This window comes from Gemmatimonadetes bacterium SCN 70-22 (genome assembly GCA_001724275.1).
In the GTDB taxonomy this organism is placed as follows: domain Bacteria; phylum Gemmatimonadota; class Gemmatimonadetes; order Gemmatimonadales; family Gemmatimonadaceae; genus SCN-70-22.
On sequence record MEDZ01000005.1, the window covers coordinates 55093 to 75627 of the forward strand.

Sequence of the window (20535 nt, forward strand, 5' to 3'; positions counted from 1 at the left end):
AGTTGCACACGGATGACATGGATCAGGACAACTATCCTAGGGGTGCTCGTCGCACTTCCAGGCATCGCGACTCGTGGCGACGCGCAGGACGCGGATGGCAAAGCGCTCTACTTGAAGAACTGCCGCAGTTGTCACGGCGATAGCGGCACGCCATCGAAGCAGGCTCTGCGCGAGACACCTAAGATCGCCAAACTCGATCAAGCGTTTCTTTCCACGCGTTCTGATGATTCCCTCACTGCCGCCATCACTCGCGGTGTCGGCAAGGACATGAAGCCGTTCAAGGACAAACTCTCAGCCCCGGAAATCGAGGCCGTGGTGAAGTACGTGCGAACGCTCGGAGCCTCGACGCCGAAGAAGGAGCCGTGACTGAGGCGATGGGGTCTTCACCAGGTCACGATGAACGAGAGGCTGGTGGGTGACCAAGCCGAGCGAGCGACGCTCGGCTTGGCCGCAGCAAAGACCCTCAGTCCCGACCCGCCGCTTCACATCGCGTACCCGACTGCGCATCTCGAGCAAGCCGTTGGAGCGCAGTCGGGTACGCCCGGGAACACGACCCGTCAGGGGCGCCGCGCGTAGCCATGACGGGAGTAAGTCAGCCGTGGCAGCCTGACCGGAAGTTCGCGCTGCCGATGTGGTGCTCGGTCAATTGTCACGATTCCACTGTGTTCGCGCTCCTTATACCCTCACCGCCCTCTGTCTAGCATCCACCGCTCGAGATGTGATCGCGGCAGGAATTTCGCCATCACTGCCCTCATGGTGATCGTCGCCGCATGCGGCACTGACCGCCCGACGGTCGGCGCCGGAAACGCGCCACTGCGGGATACGCTAGCGCTCGCACCGCCGCCAGTGGACTATGACGCGTGGTGGCGGGCGACCGAGGCCTGTGCCGATGTCCGGGGCGACATCAGTGCCGTGCGATGGTACGTGATCGACCGGGACAGCTTCTCGGTGGATGGGACATGGTTCAACGCCTTCTGGTTCGCGGCCGGTAACATCATCGTGCTGGCACGCCCCTACGTGTACGACGGGCCGGTAGTTCGGCACGAAATGCTGCACGCGCTGCTGCGTCGCGGCGACCACCCGGCGACGTATTTCCGGGGGCGGTGTGCGCGCGTCGTGCGATGTGCGCAGGAGTGCCAGCGCGGCTGACCAGCGCGGCTGACCAGCGCGGCTGACCAGCGGGCGCCATTCAACGTGCGACGACGTCGAACACGCGCGCCATGCCGACCGGCGATCCTTCGGGACCCTCCTGCATGGCGTTCGACGTGTGGTGCGGAAAGTGGCAGTGTACGAGCCACCGCCCGGGCTTGTCCGGCGTGAACACCACTTCGTGGAAGTTCCCCGGTCCTTCATCGACCGTCGTGACCACGGGGCGGTCGACGCGCTCATGCCCATTCTGCGACTCGATGGTGAGGTCGAAGCCGTGCTGGTGCATCGAATGCACCAGTTGGCTGGCGTTGTAGAACCGCACACGTATCTTCTCGCCGACCCGCACCCTCATTTCGGACGCGGCATCTCGCGTCTTCCCGTTCATCGTGTGGAAGTTGAAGTCGCCGCCAGGCGGGAACACCACGACGGGCTGCCCGTCGCCCTGGAAGAACCACGACTGCAATACGAACGCGTAGTCGCGGTCGACGCGGTCGCGCGCCGCCTCGCGCCGAGGGAGCACGATGAAGAAGCCGTCGAGCCCCTTGAGTTCCTGCGTGGCGCTGTTCGTGTGCGAGTGGTAGGCAAACGTCCCCGCGTGCCCGGGCGTGAACTCGTACACGTACGAGCCACCGGGCGGAATCGGCTTCAGCTGGCTGACGCCGGGCACCCCGTCGGCCTCGTTGGGCGCATGCGCACCGTGAAAATGCACGGTGGTCGGTTCGGGCAGGTCGTTCTGTACGACAAAACGGACGCGCTCCCCGTCGTGCGCGATCGCGGTCGGTCCCGGCGTCGAGCCGTTGTAGCCCCAGACTTCCGCCATACGGTAGGGGAACGTGGCCAGTTGTTGTTGGAAGACGTGCGCGCGCAGCCGGAACTCTCGGACGTCACCGACTACCGTGGACGGCAGATTCGGGACATCCGGCGTCTCAGGTATCGTGGCCGTCGTCAGGCGATCGCCCCGTGAGCCCCCACCGACAGTCGGCGCACTCACGCCGTCGCTGCACCCGAAGGCGCCGATCAGCACGAGGACCGTGCCGGTCGCGGCAGCCTGCCATCGCTCCCGCTTTGTCTTTTGCATCAGATTCCCTCCGGTCTCATCAGCTTTCATGCTCAACGCGGCCGAGACAGCCGCCCGCCGCACTTGTCATCCAGCGGCAGCAAGATTGGTGCACGCATTTGACGTGCAGTAAAGCAGCCGGCCCGTCGGGTTCTCGCGATATCGAGGATGGTGTCGGGCGCGCTGGTGGCTGACCTCCCAGGCTGCGTGGCCGCTGTCCCCCGCTGTCCCCCGCTGTCCCCCTATGTCAGGATAGTTGTCGCATGAGCGGTGCGTCGGCATCAGTCATGGTCACGTCGTAGATCGAGGGCCTCGACCTGGAGCGCTTCGGGATCCGGTACCAGCGTCGGCTTGCCGGTGCGGGGGAGGACGGGGGGTAGGAGCGGGAGCGAGGGGCGCGGCGACATGCGAGCCCCCGGACAGCGGGAGTCTCCACGCTACCGCACCAAACACGTGACGCTACGGCACCTGCCCGCAGCGTCGTCGGCGAGCTGAGCCGCCGTCATCAACATGGTCCATGAGCCAATTTCACGGAGCTGCTCAGTTTCCTAAGAAACTCCTGCTGTCAGCGGTTGGGGGGGGGCGGACCACTTGCAGTCCCAGCTGTCGGGCGCGGCGCTCCAGGTTGTCGATGACCCGCGCTCGGTACTTCGCTTCATAGTAGTCGACGCCGGGGTCGATGTAGGTCATGCCGAAGCGCAGCGCATTGTAGAAGAGGACGGCCAGTTTGCGCGCCGTCGCCGTGACGGCCTTGGCCTTCCCGATGCGCGCCGCCAGCCGGCGGTAGAAGGCGCCGAGCGCCGACTGGGTCTTCCCGACGTTGACGGCGGCGATCCGCAGCAGCACGGCGCCCCGATTGGAGGACCGCCGCGTCTTCGCACTGAGGACACGCCCGCCGGAGATCTTGCTGCCAGGACAGAGCGTGAGCCAACTGGTGAAGTGCTTCACCGTCGGCCATCTCGTCATGTCGGTGCCACACTCGCTGACCATGCGCAGAATCGTGTACGGCCCGAGCGCATGGATCTGGCTCAGGTCGGCGCCGAGGAGTGTGTACAGCACGCGCCGCACATCGAACCGCGGGTCATTCTTCCCGGTCGCGCGTCGCACCTTGGGCAGTGGGGTCGGCGGCGGCGCCCGGTCGACAGTCAGCTGCTCGAGCACGTGGGCGATCTCCACGTCACACTCGCCGATCTTGGCCTGCAAGACATCGTAGAGGTCGAGCGTCTGCCGCAAGGCAAAGAGATGTTCCGGTCGATAGTTGCCGATCAAGGCCTGCCGAATCGTCTCCAGCGACTGCTTGCAGTGAGCGTCGCGATGCGCCGCGAGCCGCGCCGGATCGTGCACGCCGGCGACGATATCGCGAATGATCTTGAGGCCCGTCACGCCGGTGATATCCGTGACGACGTGATGCAACTGCACATTCATCTGCATCATCGCCTTCTGCATGCGCTGGACGTACGTGGCCGCCGCCGCCACCAGCCCCTCCCGGTGCCGCAGCAGCGCCCGCAGGCGGACGACGCGATCCTGCGGGCGAAAGCTGCCGCGCAACAACCCGAACTGGTGCAACTGCTGCAGCCACTGCGCATCGTGCACATCCGTCTTGCGGCCGGGGACATTCCTGACGTCGCGCGCATTGACCAGCAGCACCTCGAAGCCGCGTGCCTCGAGGATCTCGAACACCGGAATCCAGTAGACGCCCGTGGATTCCATCGCGACCGTCGTCACCCCCACCTCGTGCAACCAGTCCGCCAACCGGCGCAGGTCCTGCGTGAAGCTCCGCAACGTGCGCACCGGCTCGTCCGCGCGCTCCGGGGCCACCGCCACGACATGAAACGTGGAGCCGACATCCAATCCGGCGGCGTGTGCGTGAATCGTCGGCATCGTGCGTGGGGACCGTCGCCCGCGCGTCTGCTCGCCCATCGTCTCCTCCGTCTCCTCCTCGCTGCGGGGAATCCCGAACGAAGGGGCGGCGAGGATCGATCACTTTCCTAAACGGGATCGCCCGCAGGCGTCACCACTCGCAAGTCCGCAATCCGCCCCCGGACCATGTTTTTTTACGGGCTTTTTTACGGGCTCAGACGACACCACAAAGCTGACGGCCACGTCGCTCGGGCCCGAGACAGTAGTCCCTCCGAGTTTCTGGTGCAACAGGTGGCGCGGCAGGCGCAAGATCGTTTTTATGAAGACGGTATGACGCAAGGCCTCGTCCCATAGGGCGTTTGGCAATTCGGAGGACTCCCGCGGCTCATCCGTGCAACTCTTTGCGCTGCGGTGCCATGGGAGAGCGCTTCACCAAATGTTGATCAGTTCCAAAAATTCGAGAACTCACACCGCTGGAATGCGTGAGGACGTGGTGCACGTCGTGGGACGCGCGGGGCGCCGGCATCGCCCCGTCCCCTCGCCCCGTCCACTCGTCTCGAGGTCCCGGTGGGTGTCGTGGCACCTGTCTCGCAAGATCGAGTCGCCGCCTGCGGCGTTCGTGAAGGCGCGCTGAACGGGGCCGACGGCGCGGTGGCGTCGGGACGCCGCGGCGTCGGGTCGTGGTGGCGCACGACGGGCACGCAGCGCGTCCGCGACGCGCCCCGCCCGCGCGCCGGCGCCTCAGTCCGCGTTGCCTCCGTCGGCCGGATCGCCGGCCGCGCCGATTGCGCACCACTGGTGCCGGCGCCCCTCCACCAGCGACCGCGCCGCGGCCGGCCCGTCGCTCCCTGCGGCGTAGTCGGGAAAGCGCGGGGGCGGCAGCTGCGCCCACGCCTCCTGAATGGGCGTGATGATGCGCCAGGCGGCTTCCACCTCGTCCCGGCGCGTGAAGAGCGTCGCGTCGCCGCGCATCGCGTCGTGCAGGAGCGTCGTGTAGGCGTCGGCGAGCGCCGCCGGGAAGACCCGCGCGTACGCGAACTCCGCCTCGACGGGGCGCGGCCGCATCGCCGAGCCGGGCTCCTTGACCGCGAAGGTGATCGTGATCCCCTCGTCCGGCTGGATCCGGATGGTGATCAGGTTCGGCGCCGCGAGCGCGGCGGGCGTGCTCGCGAAGAGCGCCTGCGGCGTGCGCCGGAAGTGGACCCGGATCTCCGTCATCTTGCGTCCGAGACGCTTGCCCGTGCGGATGTAGAAGGGGATCCCCGCCCAGCGCCAGTTGTCGACGTGCAGCTCGACCGCGGCGAAGGTCTCGACGGTCGAGCCCGCCCGCACGCCCGGTTCCTCCCGGTAGCCCGGGACGGCTGCCCCGTCGATCATGCCGGCGCCGTACTGGCCGCGCACGGTGCGCCGGGCCACCTCGTCGACCGTCATCGGCGGGATCGCCCGCAGCACCTGCACCTTCTGGTCGCGCACCGCGTCGGCGTCGAAGACGGCCGGCGGCTCCATCGCGACGAGCGTCACGAGCTGCAGCAGGTGATTCGCGACCATGTCGCGCAACGCGCCCGTCTCCTCGTAGAACGCGGCCCGGTGCTCGACGCCGAGCGCCTCGACCGCCGTGATCTCGACGTACTCGACGTAGTGGCGGTTCCAGACCGGCTCGAAGAGCGAGTTGCCGAAGCGGAAGACGAGGAGATTCTGGACGGTCTCCTTCCCGAGGTAGTGGTCGATGCGGTAGACCGAGTCCTCGGGGAAGACGTCGTTGACCACGCGGTTCAGCGCGTGCGCCGAGGCGAGATCCCGGCCAAACGGCTTCTCGAGGACGATGCGCGACCAGCCGTGCGGGTTGCGCCCGAGACCCGCAGCGCCGAGCCCCTCGATGATCGGCCCAGCCACCGAGGCGGGCGTGGCGACGTAGAAGACATGGTTCGGGCTCGCGCCCGCCTGCCGCATGGCCTCCAGCTCCGCCGCCAAGCGCGGGTAGAGCGCCGGGTCGCCCGGATCGCCGGCGATGTAGTGCAGCCGGCGCTCGAGCTGCTGCCACCGCGGATCGTCCACACCGCCGCCCTCCGGCGGCGTTGCCGTGGCGGTGTGGCGCATGCGCGCGCGGAACTCCTCCTCGGTGAGCGGGGTGCGTCCCGTGCCGAGCACCGCGCAGCGGCTGTCCAGGCCGCCCGCGCAACGCAGCGCGTAGAGCGCGGGCATGAGCTTGCGGCGCGTCAGGTCGCCCGTCGCGCCGAAGATGATCACGGTGCACGACGCCGCGCGCAGGGCCGGCGCGCGCTCGTCCGCACTGGTCTCGGCAGGCGTCGCCGGCGCCGCCGCTCGCATGGTCAGGGTCATCGCGCCGCGTCGGCCTCTACGGACTGGTCGAGGACTGCGCGCCAGTCGGTGTGCACGAAGCCCGCTTCCGGCCGGTCGACGCGCTGATACGTGTGCGCGCCGAAGAAGTCACGCTGGGCCTGCGTGAGGTTCTGCGGCAGCACGGCGGTGCGATAGGCGTCGAAGTACGCCAGCGACGCCGACAGCGCGGGCACGGGGATCCCATGGGCCGCCGCCATCTGCGCGGTGCGGCGCCATCCCGCCTCCGCCTCGAGCAGCTCGAGCCCGATGCCCGGGTCGAGCAGCAGGTTTGGAAGGTCGGACTCTCGCTCGAACGCGTGCATGATGGGGTCGAGGAGCCGCGCGCGAATGATGCAGCCGCCCTTCCAGATGCGGGCGACCTCGCGCAGATCCGTGTTCCACCGGTACTCGGCCGAGGCGACGCGCAGCAGCGCCATGCCCTGCGCGTAGGCGCAGCTCGCCGCCGCCGCGAGCGCACTGCCGATGGCCGGCACGAGCGCGCGCCCCTCGGCCGCGACGTGGTGCCCGGCGGCGCTCGCGCGCGCCTCGTCGGCGAACCGCGTGCTGACGATCTGCTCGCTGGCGCGCACGCGCTCGGCCTTCATGGCGGAGAGGGCGCGCGCGTCGATCCCCGCCGCGATGGTCGGGATCGGCACGCCGAGGTCGAGGGCGGCCTGAACGGTCCACTTGCCCGTGCCCTTCTGCCCGGCCTGGTCGAGGATCATCTCGACCAGCGGGCGCCCCGTTTCGGGGTCGCGCGCGCGGAGCACCAGCGACGTGATCTCGAGCAGGTACGATGCCATCGGCCCACCGTTCCACTCGGCGAAGACCTCGGCCACTTCGTCGGCCGGGAGGCGTAGGCCGCGGCGTAGCAGGTCGTACGCCTCGGCGATCGCCTGCATGATGCCGTACTCGATGCCGTTGTGCACCATCTTCGTGAAGTGGCCGGCGCCGTCGGGGCCGATGTAGGTCACGCATGGCCCGGAGTCCGTCTTCGCAGCGATCGCCTCGAGCATGGGGCGCAGCAGCTCGTACGCGGGGCGCGGCCCGCCAGGCATCAGCGACGGGCCGTAGCGGGCGCCCTCCTCGCCGCCGGATACCCCCATCCCGACGAAGCTGAGGCCGCGGGCGCGCAGCGCGGCCTCGCGACGCTGCGTGTCCGCGAAGTGCGAGTTGCCTCCGTCGATCACGACGTCGCCCGGCGCGAGGTGCGGCGCCAGCCGCTCGAGCATCTCGTCCACCGGCGCACCGGCCTTGACCATGAGCAGCACGCGACGCGGCGCGGACAGACGGCTCACGAACTCCTCGAGCGTGTGCGTGCCGATCAGGCGCTGGTTGCCACGCTCCCGCGTGAGAAAGTCGTCCACCCGCTCCGGCGTGCGGTTCCACACCGCCACGCGGTAGCCGTGGTCGGCGACGTTGAGCGCGAGATTCTCGCCCATCACGGCGAGGCCGATCGTGCCGATGTCGGCTGTCGCTGGTGTCGTCGTTCCCGATTCCATAGTGCGCTCCTGTTCGGCCGTTGCGCGGCACGATATACCCGCTATGGTTCGGATGCGCGTTCACGGCCAGGCGCCATCGGCGTATCCGGACTACCATCGGCCTCCCACGCTGCTCGGCCCGTAGTGGTGCAGGGTAGGATAGCACGACGAGCTGAGCGCCCGCTGAAGCCGCGCTGAGCGACTGGAATCGATTCGTCAGTGCGGGTCACGTCGACAGGTCGTCCCCGTGGCGCTCTTCCCTGTCGTGCGCTGGGGCGCGGTGGCGACGCGGCGAGGGCCACGGCCTCCTGGCGTGAGCCCTCGAAGCTTCAATTGCGATTCAGGCGCCGCTCAGCTTCCCACGATACCATCCGCGCGGTGGGCGGGCCGTCTGGGCGGCGCCGCCCGCATTCACACACGGCCGGCACACATTCCTGGCGGAGGACCGAATGATGGACAGGACGCTGCTCGCATCGGTGCGCGCCGCGGTCTTGACGGTGGCGCTCGGCTCGGTGTCGTGCGCCCGTCAGGCGGCGTCCACCCAGGCGGCGTACGCGAATGAGACCGGATTCGTTTACACCGCGAACGAACGTGGCACCTCCATCAGCGTGGTCGACCTCGGCACGGGACAGGTCAGAACCGTGCCCGTCGGCATCTCGCCGCACAATGTCCAGGTCTCGCACGACGGGCGATTGGTGCTCGTCGTCGGGAGGCCGGCCATGGCCGGCCAGCCGGCGAATCATGACACCCGCGGCACTCAGGAAGTAGGGCGCGGGCGGCTGCTCATCTTCGATGCGGCAACGATGGGCGTGGACACGGCGGGCAACATCGAGGTCGGGCGCGACCCGGCGCACGTCATCATCGACTGGCAGGGGAGGTTCGCCTACACCACCAACGCCGAGGACAACAATCTCTCGGTCGTCGACGTCGCGCAGCGACGGATCGTCGACATGATCCCGACCGGGGCGTCGCCGCACGGGTTGCGTATGAGCCCCGACGGGCGCGAGATCTACGTCGCCAACACGGGCGACAACAGCGTCTCGGTCATCGGCGTCGCCGAACGACGAGAGCTCGCCCGCGTCGCGGTCGGCCGAGCGCCCGCTCAGGTCGGGTTCACGCCGGATGGTCGGCGTGTCTACGTGTCTTCGACCACCGAGAACAGCGTGGTAGTCGTTGACACGCGGCAGCGCACGAGGATCGCCACGGTCCCCGTCGGTCGCAACCCCATTCAGGTCTTCGCCACGCCCGACGGACGCCTCGTGTACGCCGCCAACGAGGGCACCGAGGAGAGTCCCGACAGCACCGCGTCGGTCATCGACACCAGAACCAACCGGGTGATCGCGACGGTGGTAACCGACCAAGGAGCGCACGGCGTGGTCGTGAGCGATGACGGCAGCCGCGCGTTCATCGCCAATTCCGTCGGGAACACGGTGTCGGTCATCAATACGGCGACGCAGCGGGTGACGCGCACCATCCCGGTCGGCGAAGGAGCAGGCGGCATCACGTTCAGACCGAATCAGCAGGCGCAACGGTAAGACCGTGGGTAAGCGGTGCCTTATCCGGCCTCCTGTCTGCCGGGCCGCAGCGACCTGCTCATCTCGAGACAGAGGCTCCCCACCGGGAGGAGATCGCGCCACTGCTGCACCAGCCGGCGGTACGCCTCGCCGACGGGGCGGATGTTGCGGCCGAGGTCGAAGAGGCCCAACGGGTTCACCCGGCCGTTGTCCTCGCGCAGCGCCGTGTCCCAGTCCACCTGGTCGGTGAGCGAGTACCAGGTGAACCCGACGATCGGCACCCCGTCCTCCTTCAGGCGCACCATGTTGGCCCACTGCTTCCACAGCCACCCGGGCGCCTGGTCGGCGTCGGCCAGGTTCGTCTCGGTGTGCATGACCGGCAGGCGGTAGCGGTCGAAGTACTGCCTGGTGATGACGTAGTAGCCGAAGACGTCGCCCGAAGGCACGGTCGTGCCGTCCCGGCGCACGAGGTGCTCGTTGGTCACGTAGTAGTCGTTGCCCATGATGCAGTACGGCTTGACCGCGAGCCCGCGCTCCAGGAACCAGTGGTACTCGTCGCGCGTGAGCCCGTGGTCGCCCAGGTACTCATACATGTGGGCGCTCACGTCGTGGCCGTAGCACAGGTCGAGCGACAGGAAGCGCTTCTGGTTGAAGTGGTCGGCCCGCGGCTGGGCGGCCGGCTCGGCGGCGTGGAAGTACTCGGTCGACTCGCTCTGGATGAACAGCGCCGCCGGCTGCACGCCGAGGATCGCCACTTCGGCCAGGATATTGGCGCGGACGAGGTGCTTGAGGGCGGTGACGAAGGCCCGGTCGGAGGCGAGCCGCTCGTTCCACCAGCCGTACTGCGCGGAGAAGGTCGCGGCGATGAAGATCTCGTTCACCGGTGTGTAGAGCCGCACCCACGGGAAGCGCGCGGCGAAGACCTGCGCGTAGTCGGCGAACATCGCGGGCCAGTCGGGGTTCTGGAAGCTGCCGACCCAATCGGGCACGCCGAAGTGACAGAGGTCGACGATGGGCGTGATCTCCAACCGCCGCAGCTCGGCGAACGTCTCGTCGGTGAAGTCCCAGTCGTAGCGGTCGGGGCCCACGTGCGTGCGGTAATACGGCGGTCCGTAGCGCAGGTACGTCAGCCCCAGCTCGCGCACGCGCGCGAAGTCGTCGCGCCAGCGGTCGTAGTGGCCGGCCTTGGCCATCTCGTCCACGCGCTGCGTGGTACCATCCGGCAGCCGGATGGTGGGGTAGCTGTTCTCGATGCCCGTGGCGAACATGAAGCGGTCGCCGCTGACGCGGACCCGCTGCCGCGGGTAGTCATGCCCCACGCCGTCCCGGTCGGGGGCGGTCACACCGGCCTCACGGCTGACGGCCTGACGGCCGGCCCCTCGGTGGGCTGGTGGCTGCCCAGGTGCGCGAGCCGGCCGCCGTCGACGTCGAGGACCGCGCACGAGACGAACGAGGCCTCGTCGCTCGCCAGGAACAGGATGGCCGCCGCAACCTCCTCGGGCCGGCCGAGCTCCGGGCCGGCCACCCGCTCCGCGCCCGACTCGACATTCGGGTTCTTCCACAACATCGCCGTGTCCACCGAGCCCACGCGGACGGCGTTGACGCGGATCCCCTCGCCGTCCCACTCGGCCGCCAGCCCGCGCGTGAACGCCTCGAGCCCGCCTTTGGAGGCGGCGTAGGAGGTGACCAGCGGGCCGGTGGCGCGGGCGTGCACCGAGGAGACGTTCACGATCGCGCTCCCCCGCCCCATGTGCGGGAGGCAGTACTTGGCGCAGAGGAAGGCGCCCTTGAGGTTCACGCCGAGCACCTGGTCCCACTCCGCCTCCTCGAGGTCCACGACCCGCCGGAAGACCATCGTGGCGGCGTTGTTCACCAGGATGTCCACCCGGCCCCAGCGCTCGACCGTCGCCCCCACCGACCGCCGCACGTCCTCCGCGCGCGAGACGTCCATCTGGACGAACAGCGCGTCGCCCGCCCCTTGGCGCGCGGCCGCCTCGCGCAGCGCCTGCTCCACCGCCCGCCCCTCCGCCTCCCGGCGGCCGGTGACGGTGACGCGCGCGCCCTCGGCCACGAACCGCTCGGCGGTCGCTCGGCCGATCCCCGACGTCGAGCCGGTGACGATCGCCACCCTGTCACGTAGTCGCATGCTCACCGGGTGTCGAAGGGGCCGGGAATCCGCCGAGGGCGCGGTACCGCAGGTGGAGGTAGATCAGCACGCTGAGGATCGCGGCGAAGAAGCACCAGACCGACACCAGGGCGTGGGCCGCGAATACGTACGCCACGGCGAACGACAGCAGCGCCAGGACTGTCGGCTACCGCCGAACGCGCCACTCGAGCTCCGGCATGCCGACCAGCTGCGACGAGAACTCCTTGTTGCTGGTCACCGGCAGCTGGTAGGCGAGGCCGAACACGATCCCCTCACGCACGCGCACCTTCAGCCCGGCGAGGACGTTCACGACGGGGCGCACCCCCGTACCCCCCTCGCCGAGCACCTCCACGACGGGGAAGACCCGCTCCCGGAGGCCGACGACGAACGCCACGCTGGCGTCCACCATGTCCTCGCGCGGGTCGTAGTGCACCACCTGGTTGAACGCCGCGCGCTCGTTCGCGAGCGCCGTCGTGAACCCCACCAGCGTGCCGACGCGGTCCCCACCCTCAGCGCGGGTGGGGATCTCGAACTCGATGATCGGCGCGAACCCGCTCATGCCGTTCTCGCTCATGATCGCCGCGAACTGGAACATCATCTCCGTCTGCGGCACGTCCAGGTAGCGGTCGTTGCGCACGTGCAGGCCGATGCGTTCGGAGAGCCCGGTCTCGAGGTGGAAGGCGAAGTCCCCATTCGTGCGCCCCTCCTCGCGCGTCGCCAGCCCGGCGGTCCGCAGATTCCAGACGCCCCGGCCCTCGGGGATGCCCATATGCGTGAAGAACGGGTGTGGAAGCTCGCTCTCCTCCTCCGCTCCCGCCACGGGCATGCCCGGCCCCTGCGCCGCGGCCGGGTGGCCGGCGCCGAGCAGCAGCGCGGCCGAGCCGAGCGCGAGGAGGGTCGGCGTCACCGGCCGGCGGACGCGACGGGTGGTGGCGCGCGAAGGGTGCATCACCATCTCCGTGGTGGTGTGTGGGCGTCGGCGCGCTCGCGGCGGAGGCGCCGGAGCTGGACGAGCATGATCGTCGCGATCACGATCTGGATCGCCGCGAGCACGCTGTCGAGGTCGATACCCTCGTCGAAGGCGTCACCCGGGATGAGCCACGGGTGGGCGGCACCGTTGGCGAGGTGCAAGTTGATCGCCAGAGAGGTCCCGCCGATCGCCGCCAGCGCGATGATGACGAGGAATGCCGCGCGCGCCTGGTCGGAGATCCGGTCCCAGGCGAGGAGCCAGACGAGCGGGCCGCCGAGGAGCGCGATCCCCGCGAGGAGCTCGCTCCACTGGATCAGGTAGCCGAAGAGCTCCCCGTTCGGGATCACGGCGCGCTGCAGGAACCCCGCGTACCACTCGGCCGTGCCCGCCGACTTCTCCACCAGCTCCTCGGCGAGCCCGGCCGCGAAATCGCCGCGCACGACCTTCCCGAGGCCGGAGATGAACCACTCGTAGCCGACGACCATCGTCACGAGCAGGAGGCCGACCATGCCCGCGCCGGGGCGGCCGCGCAGGTCGTCCGGCCGATGGTCGCCTGGCGCCGTGGACCGCCCGGCCGGGGTCACCGGATGAAGCGCTCCCAGCTTCCGTAGCGCTCGCCTACCGGGCCGCGCGGGAGGCTGAGCAGGATCACGAGCGCCCCCGCCACCGCGGCGCTCCACCGCGCCGCGGGCGTCGCACCGGCCAGCAGCCACGGGGCGGCGATCACCCAGGCGCCGAAGAGCACGTTGATGAAACGCGCCACGCGGCCGACGTCGGCCAGCGCGATCGCGGCGACCGTCACGATCAGCGCGCCCACGAGGTGGTCGCTGTGCGCGGCCGCGCCCGTGCTCCCCAGCGTGGCCGGCGCGAACATCAGCCACACGCCGAGCGCGGCGGTGGCGAGCAGGTTCCAGGGCAGCGCCACCCCCCACACCATCGCCTTCGCGCTCACCACGTCGGGGCGCGTGGGGCCGATGTCCGGCAGGCCGCGCAGCGTGCCGCCGAGCCAGAAGACACGCCAGAGCGACTGCCCCTCGCGCCGCGCCTGGACGAGGAACTGCCCCATCGCCACCACCTCGTCGAGCGTGAGCGCGACCATGATCAGCATCGCGACGGCAGCGGTGAGACAGGGCGTGCACCAGGCGCCGACGGCGACCGGCTGCAGGATCATGAGCGTGACGCTCACCACGCCGAGCGGGACGACCAGGATGCCGAAGAACGTCACCATCCACGGCATCGTGCGCCAGCGGCGCTTGTCGCCCATGAAGCCCATGAGGAACTCGATCATGTACGCCATGGCACCGAGCCCCGCATCGGGGATGGGGAAGGCGCGCGACACGTCGGACGTCAGCACGCGCTCGGTGCCGTTGCCGAAGAACGGGTCGGTGAGCGTCGCGACGTGCTCGAGCTGGAACGCGGTCATCTGCCGCGACAGGAAGAAGCCCAGCAGCGCGAGCGCGATGATGGGCGCCCGCTGCGGCCAGCTCGACGGGTTGTACGTCCAGCCGGGCGGCACGTCCGGGCCCGGCTCCATGGTCATGCCCACGGGCATGGGCATGCCCGGCGCCAGCACGGCGAAGACGATAACCAGCGTGCCCACGAGCGTGTCGTTGGCGTAGCCGGCCGCGGTGGGCGCCCAGAAGACGAGGGGCGCGAAGAGCAGCCAGACACCGACCAGCGAGTTCGCCCACGGCGCCCACAGGTGCCAGAACGGGCGACGCGAGAGCGAGAGCGCCGCGAGCACGAGGACCAGCACCCCGCTGACCACGTCGCTCGCTTGGAGCCGCGGGTCGCGCAGCCCGAGCGCGAAGGCGCTGGTGATGAGCCAGAACCCGAGCGCCATGTTCGCGAAGTGCGGCCAGACGATTCCCTGTCCGTGCTCCATCACGCCACCGTGCTCACCCCCGACGGCGCCGGTCTCTCGAGCGTCGGCGGACGGCGCTGGATGGCCCACATGCCTTGCCTGGCCGGCTTGGGCGGCTTGGGCGGCGTCGCCGCCAGGGATGTGTGGATCGGTCCGGCTCATGTCTGTCTCGCGTGGTCGACTACCGGCGCCGGACGCCGATCGGAATCCCGTCTGAGCCGGGGAATGATCCAGCGGTCCAGCCCCCACCAGCCCGCTGGCCGCCACGCGACGATGAGCACCAGCTCGAGCGCCAGCAGGATCGGGTTCGCCGAGACCGTCCCTGCGAGCAGGAAGTTTGCATTCATGACGCCGCCAAAGAAGGCGGCCACCCCGGTCAGCACGCCGAGTACGAGCGCGGCCCCGACGAGCAGCTCGCCCAACGAGACAAGCCACCCGAAGACCTCGGCCTTCGGCAGCACGACCTCACGGCTGAAGAGCAGCACGCCGACCAGCAGCGCGGCGAAGGCCAGCCCGTGGTCCGACTCCCTCCTGCCGCTGTAGTAGAGAAGGAAGCCCCCCCCGGCGGCGGCGACGAGCGCGACCGCCTGCCTCCCGCGCAGAGAGCCGTCGGCGTTCATCCTTCTCCGTCCTCTCTCGCTTCCTCGGCGACCTCGTGCCGTTGGGCCGCGGCCTCGCGCTCGAGCCGCTTCGGCGGCTCGAGGTCGTTCTCCCGATACCAGCCGAGCGGATCCGCGAGGAGCGCCGCGATCATCTTCGGCAGCGTCTCGCGCAGCGAGCGCTTGGGCTCCCAGCCGAGCAGCGTGCGGGCGCGCGTGATGTCGAGCGCGTAATGGTCGTTCGCCCGGTCGATCATCCACGGCTTGATGAACGCCTCCTGCCCGGGGATCTGGTCCAGCACCCAGGCACCCGCCTTCGTCACCGCCGACAGCTGCGACGGGATCTCGATCGTCTCCTTGCTCGAGCCGCGGAGCAGCCGCGCGATGGTGTGCTGCAGCTCGTCGTAGGTGAGCGCCTCCGGCTCGCCGAGGAGGATCGCGATCTCGGGAGGCAGCGCGGCGCGGCGTTCCACGACCCGCTCGATCGCATCCACCAGATCGTCCATGTGCATGAACGACTGGCCGTGCGCGGTGGATCCGGAGTAGAGCCGGCTGGTGAGGTCGCGCTCGTAGATGCGCTGGATCTGGTTCGCGAGGGGGATCGAGTGGGCCAGGTCATCATAGACGCCCGAGATGCGCAGCAGCACGGCCGGGACGTCGCCGCGCTCCTCCAGGATGAGCTGCTCGGTGCGTACCTTCGATTCCGGGTACGCCCACGTCGGTTCCAGCGGCCACTCCTCGGTGATGAACTCGCCGGGCTCCCCCGGCGGGTGCACGAGCATCGTGCTCGAGAAGACGAACTGCTCCACGTGGAAGCCGAGCGCGCGCAGCCCCCGCAGCAGCCGCCCCGTGCCGCGCACGGTGACCTCATCGTACATCGCGCTCGGCCGGCCGAAGAAGTCGTAGTAGGCGGCCAGGTGGATCACCGCGGCGACGTGCGTGCCGTGGTGGTCGCGGATCGTGCGCAGCCCCTCGTGCACCCCCTCGTCGGACGTGATCTCGACGGGGATGTACACGCACCCCGGCGGCGGCGGGTTGGGCGCCTTGCGGTCGAAGCCGACGACGTCGGTGAAGCGTCCGGCGAAGCGCCGCATCACGGCGTCGCCGATACGGCCGTTCGAGCCCGTGACGATGATGATCCGGTTGTCTGCTGTCATGGCTGTCCTCTCGGTGTGCCGCTGTTGCTGAAGCAGTTGCGCGGTCGGAACCGCGTTCGCCCCCCGACAGAGGCTCGCGCGCCGCGAACGCTGTGGGCCGGGTTACCGCCGACGCATGCACCGCACCGCGGCCGGCGCCGCGTTTCGCGCGATGCCAGCCATCGTGCCACGCCTCCGTGAACGCCGGCTGAACGCCGGCTGAACGCCGGCTGAACGCCGGCTGAACGCCGGCTGAAGGTCGGGTGGCGCTCGACCGCAGCCGACGTCTACGCCCGCGGCGAGTCGCGACAGGGGCCACGCGACGCGTGGCCCCTGTCGCTCGCCCCCTCAGATCGGCACAGGGCGAGCACCACCGGTCGTGCCCTGCCGTAGCGCGCGGAGCCACGGAGCAGGAGAGGGCCGTCCGACGCCGGCCTTACCGCCGCCGCTCAGGCGGTCCACGTCGGTGTCGAAGCGCACGCCGCGGCGCGCTAGTCCTGCGGTGACGCTCATTGCCGTGCACCCGTCTGGCCGGCGACCGTCCCCTCCGTGGCGCCGGAGGGGACGGTCGCCGGACGGTAGAGCAGCGTCGGCACGCCCGCGCCGCGGATGACCTCGTCGGCGACGCTCCCGGCGATATCTCCGGCGACGCTCGCGGCGAGAGGCTGCGCAAGGGCGCCCTCACCCTGCGTGGTGAGCGCGATCAGCTCGACGTCGCGGGTGCGCGCCACGCTCAGGATGGCGCGCGCCGGCCGCGCGTGGACGACCACGTCAACGTTCACCGCTACCCCCGGCCGGCGAACCCGCTCCGCGACCGCGGCGAGGTAGCACATGGCATCCAGTCGCCGTCGCTCGAGGTCCGCGTCGTCGGTGCGCGCCACGACGGCAACGTGCGGCTCGGATCCGGTCGCGCCCGACGTCACCACTTGGAGGAGCAGATACTCGGTGTGCCCCCAAGTCCCCGCGGCGACGGCGTGGTCGAGCACCTCCTCGGCGAGCGGGGACCCGTCCAGCGGCACGAGGATCCGGCGGAAGGGCGGTGCGTCGGCGCGGCCGTGGCCCACCACGCGCGGCCATGCGAGCAGCACGGGCACGCGGAGCCGGTGGACCAGCGCCTCGGCAACGCTCCCCAGCCACGCTCGTCCGGCCCCGCCGTGGCCATGCGCCGTCATGACCACCAGGTCGCTCGCCGACGCCTCGACGTGAGCCTGGAGCGCCGACGCGATCTCTCCCTCGAGCAGAGTGGCCGTCACCGTCAGGCCCCCGGCTACTTCGGTGCGAGCGCAGAGGCCCGCGAGCATGGTGAGGCTTGCCGCCGCGCCGCCCGCGCCGCGCCGTGCGCTGGTCGCAGCGGCACGACTCGCGGCGAACGGTTCGCGGACGTGGGTGAGCTCGAGCGTCGCTCCGGCAGCCCGGGCAACCCGGAGCGCGAGAGAGATGGCGCGTTCGCCGAAGGGGGAGCCGTCCAGCGGGACGAGGATCGTCTGGTACATGTGGGTGCCGCCGTATGCGTGAGAGTTCGGCAGGAGCGACCCGGCCGGGAGCTGGGCCGCCATACGACGATGTACGCGCGCCCGCTGAACGGCGCATGAGCGCTGACTGAGGAACGCGAAGCCGATGCGACCACGCGTCGGCTCACGCGGTCGATCTCGCACCAACTGCCGGCGGGTGTGCGCATACCACGGCGCCGGCTCGCGCGTCGGCTTCACGTGCCCTTCAGGTCACCCTCAGGTAGCCACCGCATCGTGACTTCGACGGCGACGTGGCCACGCTCCCGAGCGTCCGTCTCGCCAGAGTCGAACCGCTCCGGGGACGGGAGCGCCACGTGTACACATCGATCGTCGTTCCGCTCGACGGCTTGGCATTCGGCAAGACGGCGAGTGCGGCGGCGGTCGCCGAGGCTTGCGACCACGGGCGGACGGGTGCTCGAGGAGTTGAGCGAGATGGCGCGGGCATACACGACCGTGCCCCTGCAGTCGCCGGACAGCGGCCGCGAGGTACGCAGCATCGAACGGGCACTGCGCCGGATACCGGGCGTGACGCGAGTCAGTGTGAATCCCGTGACCGAGATGGCATACGTGGAATACGATCCGGCGCAGTGCGACGAGCGGCGCTTCCGGCACGCGGTCGCCGATGCAACTGGTGGGAGCCTCGGTCCGCCGTGCGTTGGCCCCGCACACGGCGACGGCCGTGACGCGGGGCGGCGCGGGGCCCGTCGCCCGGCGTTGCTCATCGGCGCGGGGACAGCCGTCCTCGCGGCTCTCGTCGGTGTGGGCGCCGCGCTCTTCCCGTTCCACCCGGCACTGACCCGCGCCTGGGAGATGCTCGTGGTCGGCGTCGATTCGGCCGGTGTCGTCGCGCTCCCCGTCGGCATCGTCGAGGCCTTCGTCGCCGGCTGGGTCGCCGGCGGGATCGGCGTGTGGGCCGCTCGGCTGATCGCCGCCGCCCGTCGCGCCGGTCCTCGACCCCGAAGCCCTCGCGGGCAGGTCCATGCCAGCCGATGACCCGCGCGCGACCGATCAGGCACGCCTTCGGGCGCTGCACGCCGGCGGCGCCGAGCAACGGATCCCCACTCCACCCGCACCCGGTTCGGCCACTCGGATGACTGACGAAGCGATGTCCCGAGCGCGAGACCTCCGCAGCACGCGAGTGCCCTATCTGCAGGTCGCGCGGCGGGTGATGGACGAGCTGTTCGGCCCGGCGCACGAGCGACGCTTCGCCGTGCGCTACTGGTCGGGCGCGACCGAATGGCCCGCTGACGGGCGGGTGCCCCCGTTCACGATCGTCCTCCGTGCGCCCTGGACGCTCCGCCGCATGTTCTGGCCGCCCACGGAGCTCGCGCTCGTGGAGGCGTTCGTGCGCGGCGATGTGGACTTGGAGGGCGACCTCGTGGCGGCGGCCGAGATCGCCCCCCTCCTGGCCGAGCGCCTGCGCTCGCCGCGCCGACTCGCCCGGCTGGCGGCGCTCCTGCTCCAACTTCCCGGTGGTCCTCCCATGGAGGGGGCGGCGACCTCGCCGACGGCCACGGTGGGTGCGGCAACAGGTCTCGCCGGCCGCCGCCACAGCCGCACGCGCGACGCGTCCGCGATCCGCCGGCACTACGACGTCGGGAATGATTTCTACGGGCTCTGGCTGGACGCGGAGCGGGTCTACTCGTGCGGCTACTTCCCCACCGGCGACGAGGACATCCACGCGGCGCAGCGGGCGAAGCTCGATCTCATCTGCCGCAAGCTCCGCCTGCGTCCTGGAGAGCGGCTGCTCGACATCGGCTGCGGGTGGGGCGGCCTAGTGCGGCACGCGGCGCGGCACTACGGCGTCGAGGCGCTGGGGATCACGCTCAGCCCGGCCCAGGCCGAGTACGCGGTGGCACGCATCGCTGACGAGGGTATCGCCGACTGCTGCCGCGTCGAGGTGCGCGACTACCGTGACCTCCCCGCCGATGCGGTGTTCGACAAGGTGGCGAGCGTCGGAATGTTCGAGCACGTCGGTCGCGCGCAGCTCCCGCCGTACTTCCGCGCCGCACTCCGTCTCACGCGGCCCGGTGGACTCTTCCTCAACCACGGCATCGTCAGCCTGGCCGACGCGCGCGCCCGCGACGCCGACGGCCCGCCGCGGCGGCTGTGGGGCAAGGGGAAGTTCATGGACCGGTACGTCTTCCCGGATGGGGAGCTCGTGCCCCTCGCTGTGGCGCTCGTGACCGCGGAGGGCGCCGGCTTCGAGACGCGCGACATCGAGAGCCTGCGCGAACACTACGCCCTCACGCTGCGGCACTGGGTGCGGCGGCTGGAGACGCGCGCCGACGAGGCGGTGCGGCTCGTCGGGCCGGAGACCTACCGCGTCTGGCGACTCTACATGGCCGCCTCTGCCCACGCGTTCGCGACGGCGCAGATCGGTGTAGTGCAGGTGCTCTTCGCCAAGCTCGACGCCGCGGGTCGCTGCCCTCTTCCGCGGACCCGCACCGACCTGTTGCCCTCCACCGACGGCCGCATTTTCCGCGAACCCGCGGGGCCTGTCCTGTTGTCGTCTTTCTCACCGGAGACTCCGTCGCCATGACCGGCGTCACCGGTCAGACTCGCACTAAATCCATTATGGACAACGCCGTCGCCGTGGTGCAGGCGTACCGGCACGTGGCGGGTTCTTCACGATCACCGAGTCTACGGAGATCGAGGCGGCGCGGTGGCGCAGCAGCGGTATCGGCGCGACGCTCGACTCGCGCTTCTTCGACGACCTGCGCTTCGCTCCGATGATTCGGCTCGACAGCATTCGCGGCCACGTAGGGCAGCACGGCGCCGCACGCGTGGTGTCGGCCTCGTGGCGGTGTTCGTGTACGCCAGCCGATTGCCGGTGCCCCGAGCGAACCTGAGATCGGAATGCACCGCACAACGTGGAGGTCTCCCGGACGGACGATGCGCGTTATCG

16 protein-coding genes are annotated in these 20535 nt (G+C 70.0%); 4 read left to right on the forward strand and 12 right to left on the reverse strand.

The window, feature by feature from the left end; genetic code table 11:
* Window positions 1–846 precede the first annotated feature (846 nt).
* Entirely contained in the window at window positions 847–1149 is a 303-nt protein-coding gene (locus ABS52_04470; GenBank protein ID ODT04514.1) for a hypothetical protein, read from the forward strand.
* Between the two features lie 40 nt (window positions 1150–1189).
* Here ABS52_04470 and ABS52_04475 read toward each other — a convergent pair whose 3' ends face one another.
* The 4 genes from ABS52_04475 to ABS52_04490 all read right to left on the reverse strand — a co-directional run bounded on the left by ABS52_04475 (window position 1190) and on the right by ABS52_04490 (window position 7908).
* On the reverse strand, window positions 1190–1969 hold the full coding sequence (locus ABS52_04475; protein ID ODT04515.1) for a hypothetical protein: 780 nt from the start codon (window positions 1967–1969) through the stop codon (window positions 1190–1192).
* A gap of 777 nt (window positions 1970–2746) precedes the next feature.
* Complete coding sequence (locus tag ABS52_04480) at window positions 2747–4126, reverse strand: IS110 family transposase (GenBank protein ODT04516.1); 1380 nt, start codon at window positions 4124–4126, stop codon at window positions 2747–2749.
* Window positions 4127–4807: 681 nt separating this feature from the next.
* Complete coding sequence (locus ABS52_04485; protein ODT04558.1) at window positions 4808–6394, reverse strand: glucose-6-phosphate dehydrogenase; 1587 nt, start codon at window positions 6392–6394, stop codon at window positions 4808–4810.
* Window positions 6395–6402: 8 nt separating this feature from the next.
* Window positions 6403–7908, reverse strand: coding sequence for a phosphogluconate dehydrogenase (NADP(+)-dependent, decarboxylating) (locus tag ABS52_04490; GenBank protein ODT04517.1), 1506 nt, complete (start codon window positions 7906–7908; stop codon window positions 6403–6405).
* 431 nt (window positions 7909–8339) lie between these two features.
* Between ABS52_04490 and ABS52_04495 the strand changes: the two genes are divergently transcribed.
* Window positions 8340–9422 carry a hypothetical protein gene (locus tag ABS52_04495; GenBank protein ID ODT04559.1) on the forward strand — a complete coding sequence of 361 codons (1083 nt, stop codon included), beginning with the start codon at window positions 8340–8342 and terminating at the stop codon, window positions 9420–9422.
* Between the two features lie 20 nt (window positions 9423–9442).
* Here the strand turns inward: ABS52_04495 and ABS52_04500 are convergent, their stop codons facing one another.
* The 8 genes from ABS52_04500 to ABS52_04535 form a co-directional block, all read right to left on the reverse strand.
* Entirely contained in the window at window positions 9443–10720 is a 1278-nt protein-coding gene (locus ABS52_04500; GenBank protein ODT04560.1) for a glycoside hydrolase family 1, read from the reverse strand.
* Between the two features lie 20 nt (window positions 10721–10740).
* On the reverse strand, window positions 10741–11547 hold the full coding sequence (locus ABS52_04505) for a hypothetical protein (protein ODT04518.1): 807 nt from the start codon (window positions 11545–11547) through the stop codon (window positions 10741–10743).
* A 166-nt stretch (window positions 11548–11713) separates the two neighbouring features.
* Window positions 11714–12454 carry a hypothetical protein gene (locus tag ABS52_04510; GenBank protein ODT04519.1) on the reverse strand — a complete coding sequence of 247 codons (741 nt, stop codon included), beginning with the start codon at window positions 12452–12454 and terminating at the stop codon, window positions 11714–11716.
* Between the two features lie 41 nt (window positions 12455–12495).
* On the reverse strand, window positions 12496–13101 hold the full coding sequence (locus ABS52_04515; protein ODT04520.1) for a hypothetical protein: 606 nt from the start codon (window positions 13099–13101) through the stop codon (window positions 12496–12498).
* On the reverse strand, window positions 13098–14402 hold the full coding sequence (locus ABS52_04520) for a dTDP-glucose 4,6-dehydratase (protein ID ODT04561.1): 1305 nt from the start codon (window positions 14400–14402) through the stop codon (window positions 13098–13100). The genes ABS52_04515 and ABS52_04520 overlap by 4 nt, the downstream gene beginning before the upstream one ends.
* A gap of 137 nt (window positions 14403–14539) precedes the next feature.
* Window positions 14540–15001, reverse strand: a complete 462-nt coding sequence (locus ABS52_04525; protein ODT04521.1) for a hypothetical protein — start codon at window positions 14999–15001, stop codon at window positions 14540–14542.
* Window positions 14998–16137, reverse strand: coding sequence for a nucleoside-diphosphate sugar epimerase (locus ABS52_04530; protein ID ODT04522.1), 1140 nt, complete (start codon window positions 16135–16137; stop codon window positions 14998–15000). Before ABS52_04530 ends, ABS52_04525 begins: the two co-directional genes overlap by 4 nt.
* Window positions 16138–16625: 488 nt before the next feature.
* Window positions 16626–17672 (reverse strand): hypothetical protein, encoded by a 1047-nt coding sequence (locus tag ABS52_04535; GenBank protein ODT04523.1) that lies wholly within the window; start codon window positions 17670–17672, stop codon window positions 16626–16628.
* A 366-nt stretch (window positions 17673–18038) separates the two neighbouring features.
* Between ABS52_04535 and ABS52_04540 the strand changes: the two genes are divergently transcribed.
* Window positions 18039–18620 carry a hypothetical protein gene (locus ABS52_04540; GenBank protein ID ODT04524.1) on the forward strand — a complete coding sequence of 194 codons (582 nt, stop codon included), beginning with the start codon at window positions 18039–18041 and terminating at the stop codon, window positions 18618–18620.
* A 145-nt stretch (window positions 18621–18765) separates the two neighbouring features.
* Window positions 18766–20169, forward strand: coding sequence for a hypothetical protein (locus ABS52_04545; protein ODT04525.1), 1404 nt, complete (start codon window positions 18766–18768; stop codon window positions 20167–20169).
* Window positions 20170–20535: the final 366 nt, after the last annotated feature.

What these genes read in the sequence shown, in the direction of transcription:
- ABS52_04475 (ODT04515.1), bottom strand. Translation starts at nt 1,969, where the DNA reads ATGGCGGAAGTCTGGGGCTACAACGGCTCGACGCCGGGACCGACCGCG.
- ABS52_04480 (ODT04516.1), bottom strand. Translation starts at nt 4,126, where the DNA reads ATGGGCGAGCAGACGCGCGGGCGACGGTCCCCACGCACGATGCCGACG.
- ABS52_04485 (ODT04558.1), bottom strand. Translation starts at nt 6,394, where the DNA reads ATGCGAGCGGCGGCGCCGGCGACGCCTGCCGAGACCAGTGCGGACGAG.
- ABS52_04490 (ODT04517.1), bottom strand. Translation starts at nt 7,908, where the DNA reads ATGGAATCGGGAACGACGACACCAGCGACAGCCGACATCGGCACGATC.
- ABS52_04495 (ODT04559.1), top strand. Translation starts at nt 8,340, where the DNA reads ATGGACAGGACGCTGCTCGCATCGGTGCGCGCCGCGGTCTTGACGGTG.
- ABS52_04505 (ODT04518.1), bottom strand. Translation starts at nt 11,547, where the DNA reads ATGCGACTACGTGACAGGGTGGCGATCGTCACCGGCTCGACGTCGGGG.
- ABS52_04520 (ODT04561.1), bottom strand. Translation starts at nt 14,402, where the DNA reads ATGGAGCACGGACAGGGAATCGTCTGGCCGCACTTCGCGAACATGGCG.
- ABS52_04525 (ODT04521.1), bottom strand. Translation starts at nt 15,001, where the DNA reads ATGAACGCCGACGGCTCTCTGCGCGGGAGGCAGGCGGTCGCGCTCGTC.
- ABS52_04530 (ODT04522.1), bottom strand. Translation starts at nt 16,137, where the DNA reads ATGACAGCAGACAACCGGATCATCATCGTCACGGGCTCGAACGGCCGT.
- ABS52_04535 (ODT04523.1), bottom strand. Translation starts at nt 17,672, where the DNA reads ATGGCGGCCCAGCTCCCGGCCGGGTCGCTCCTGCCGAACTCTCACGCA.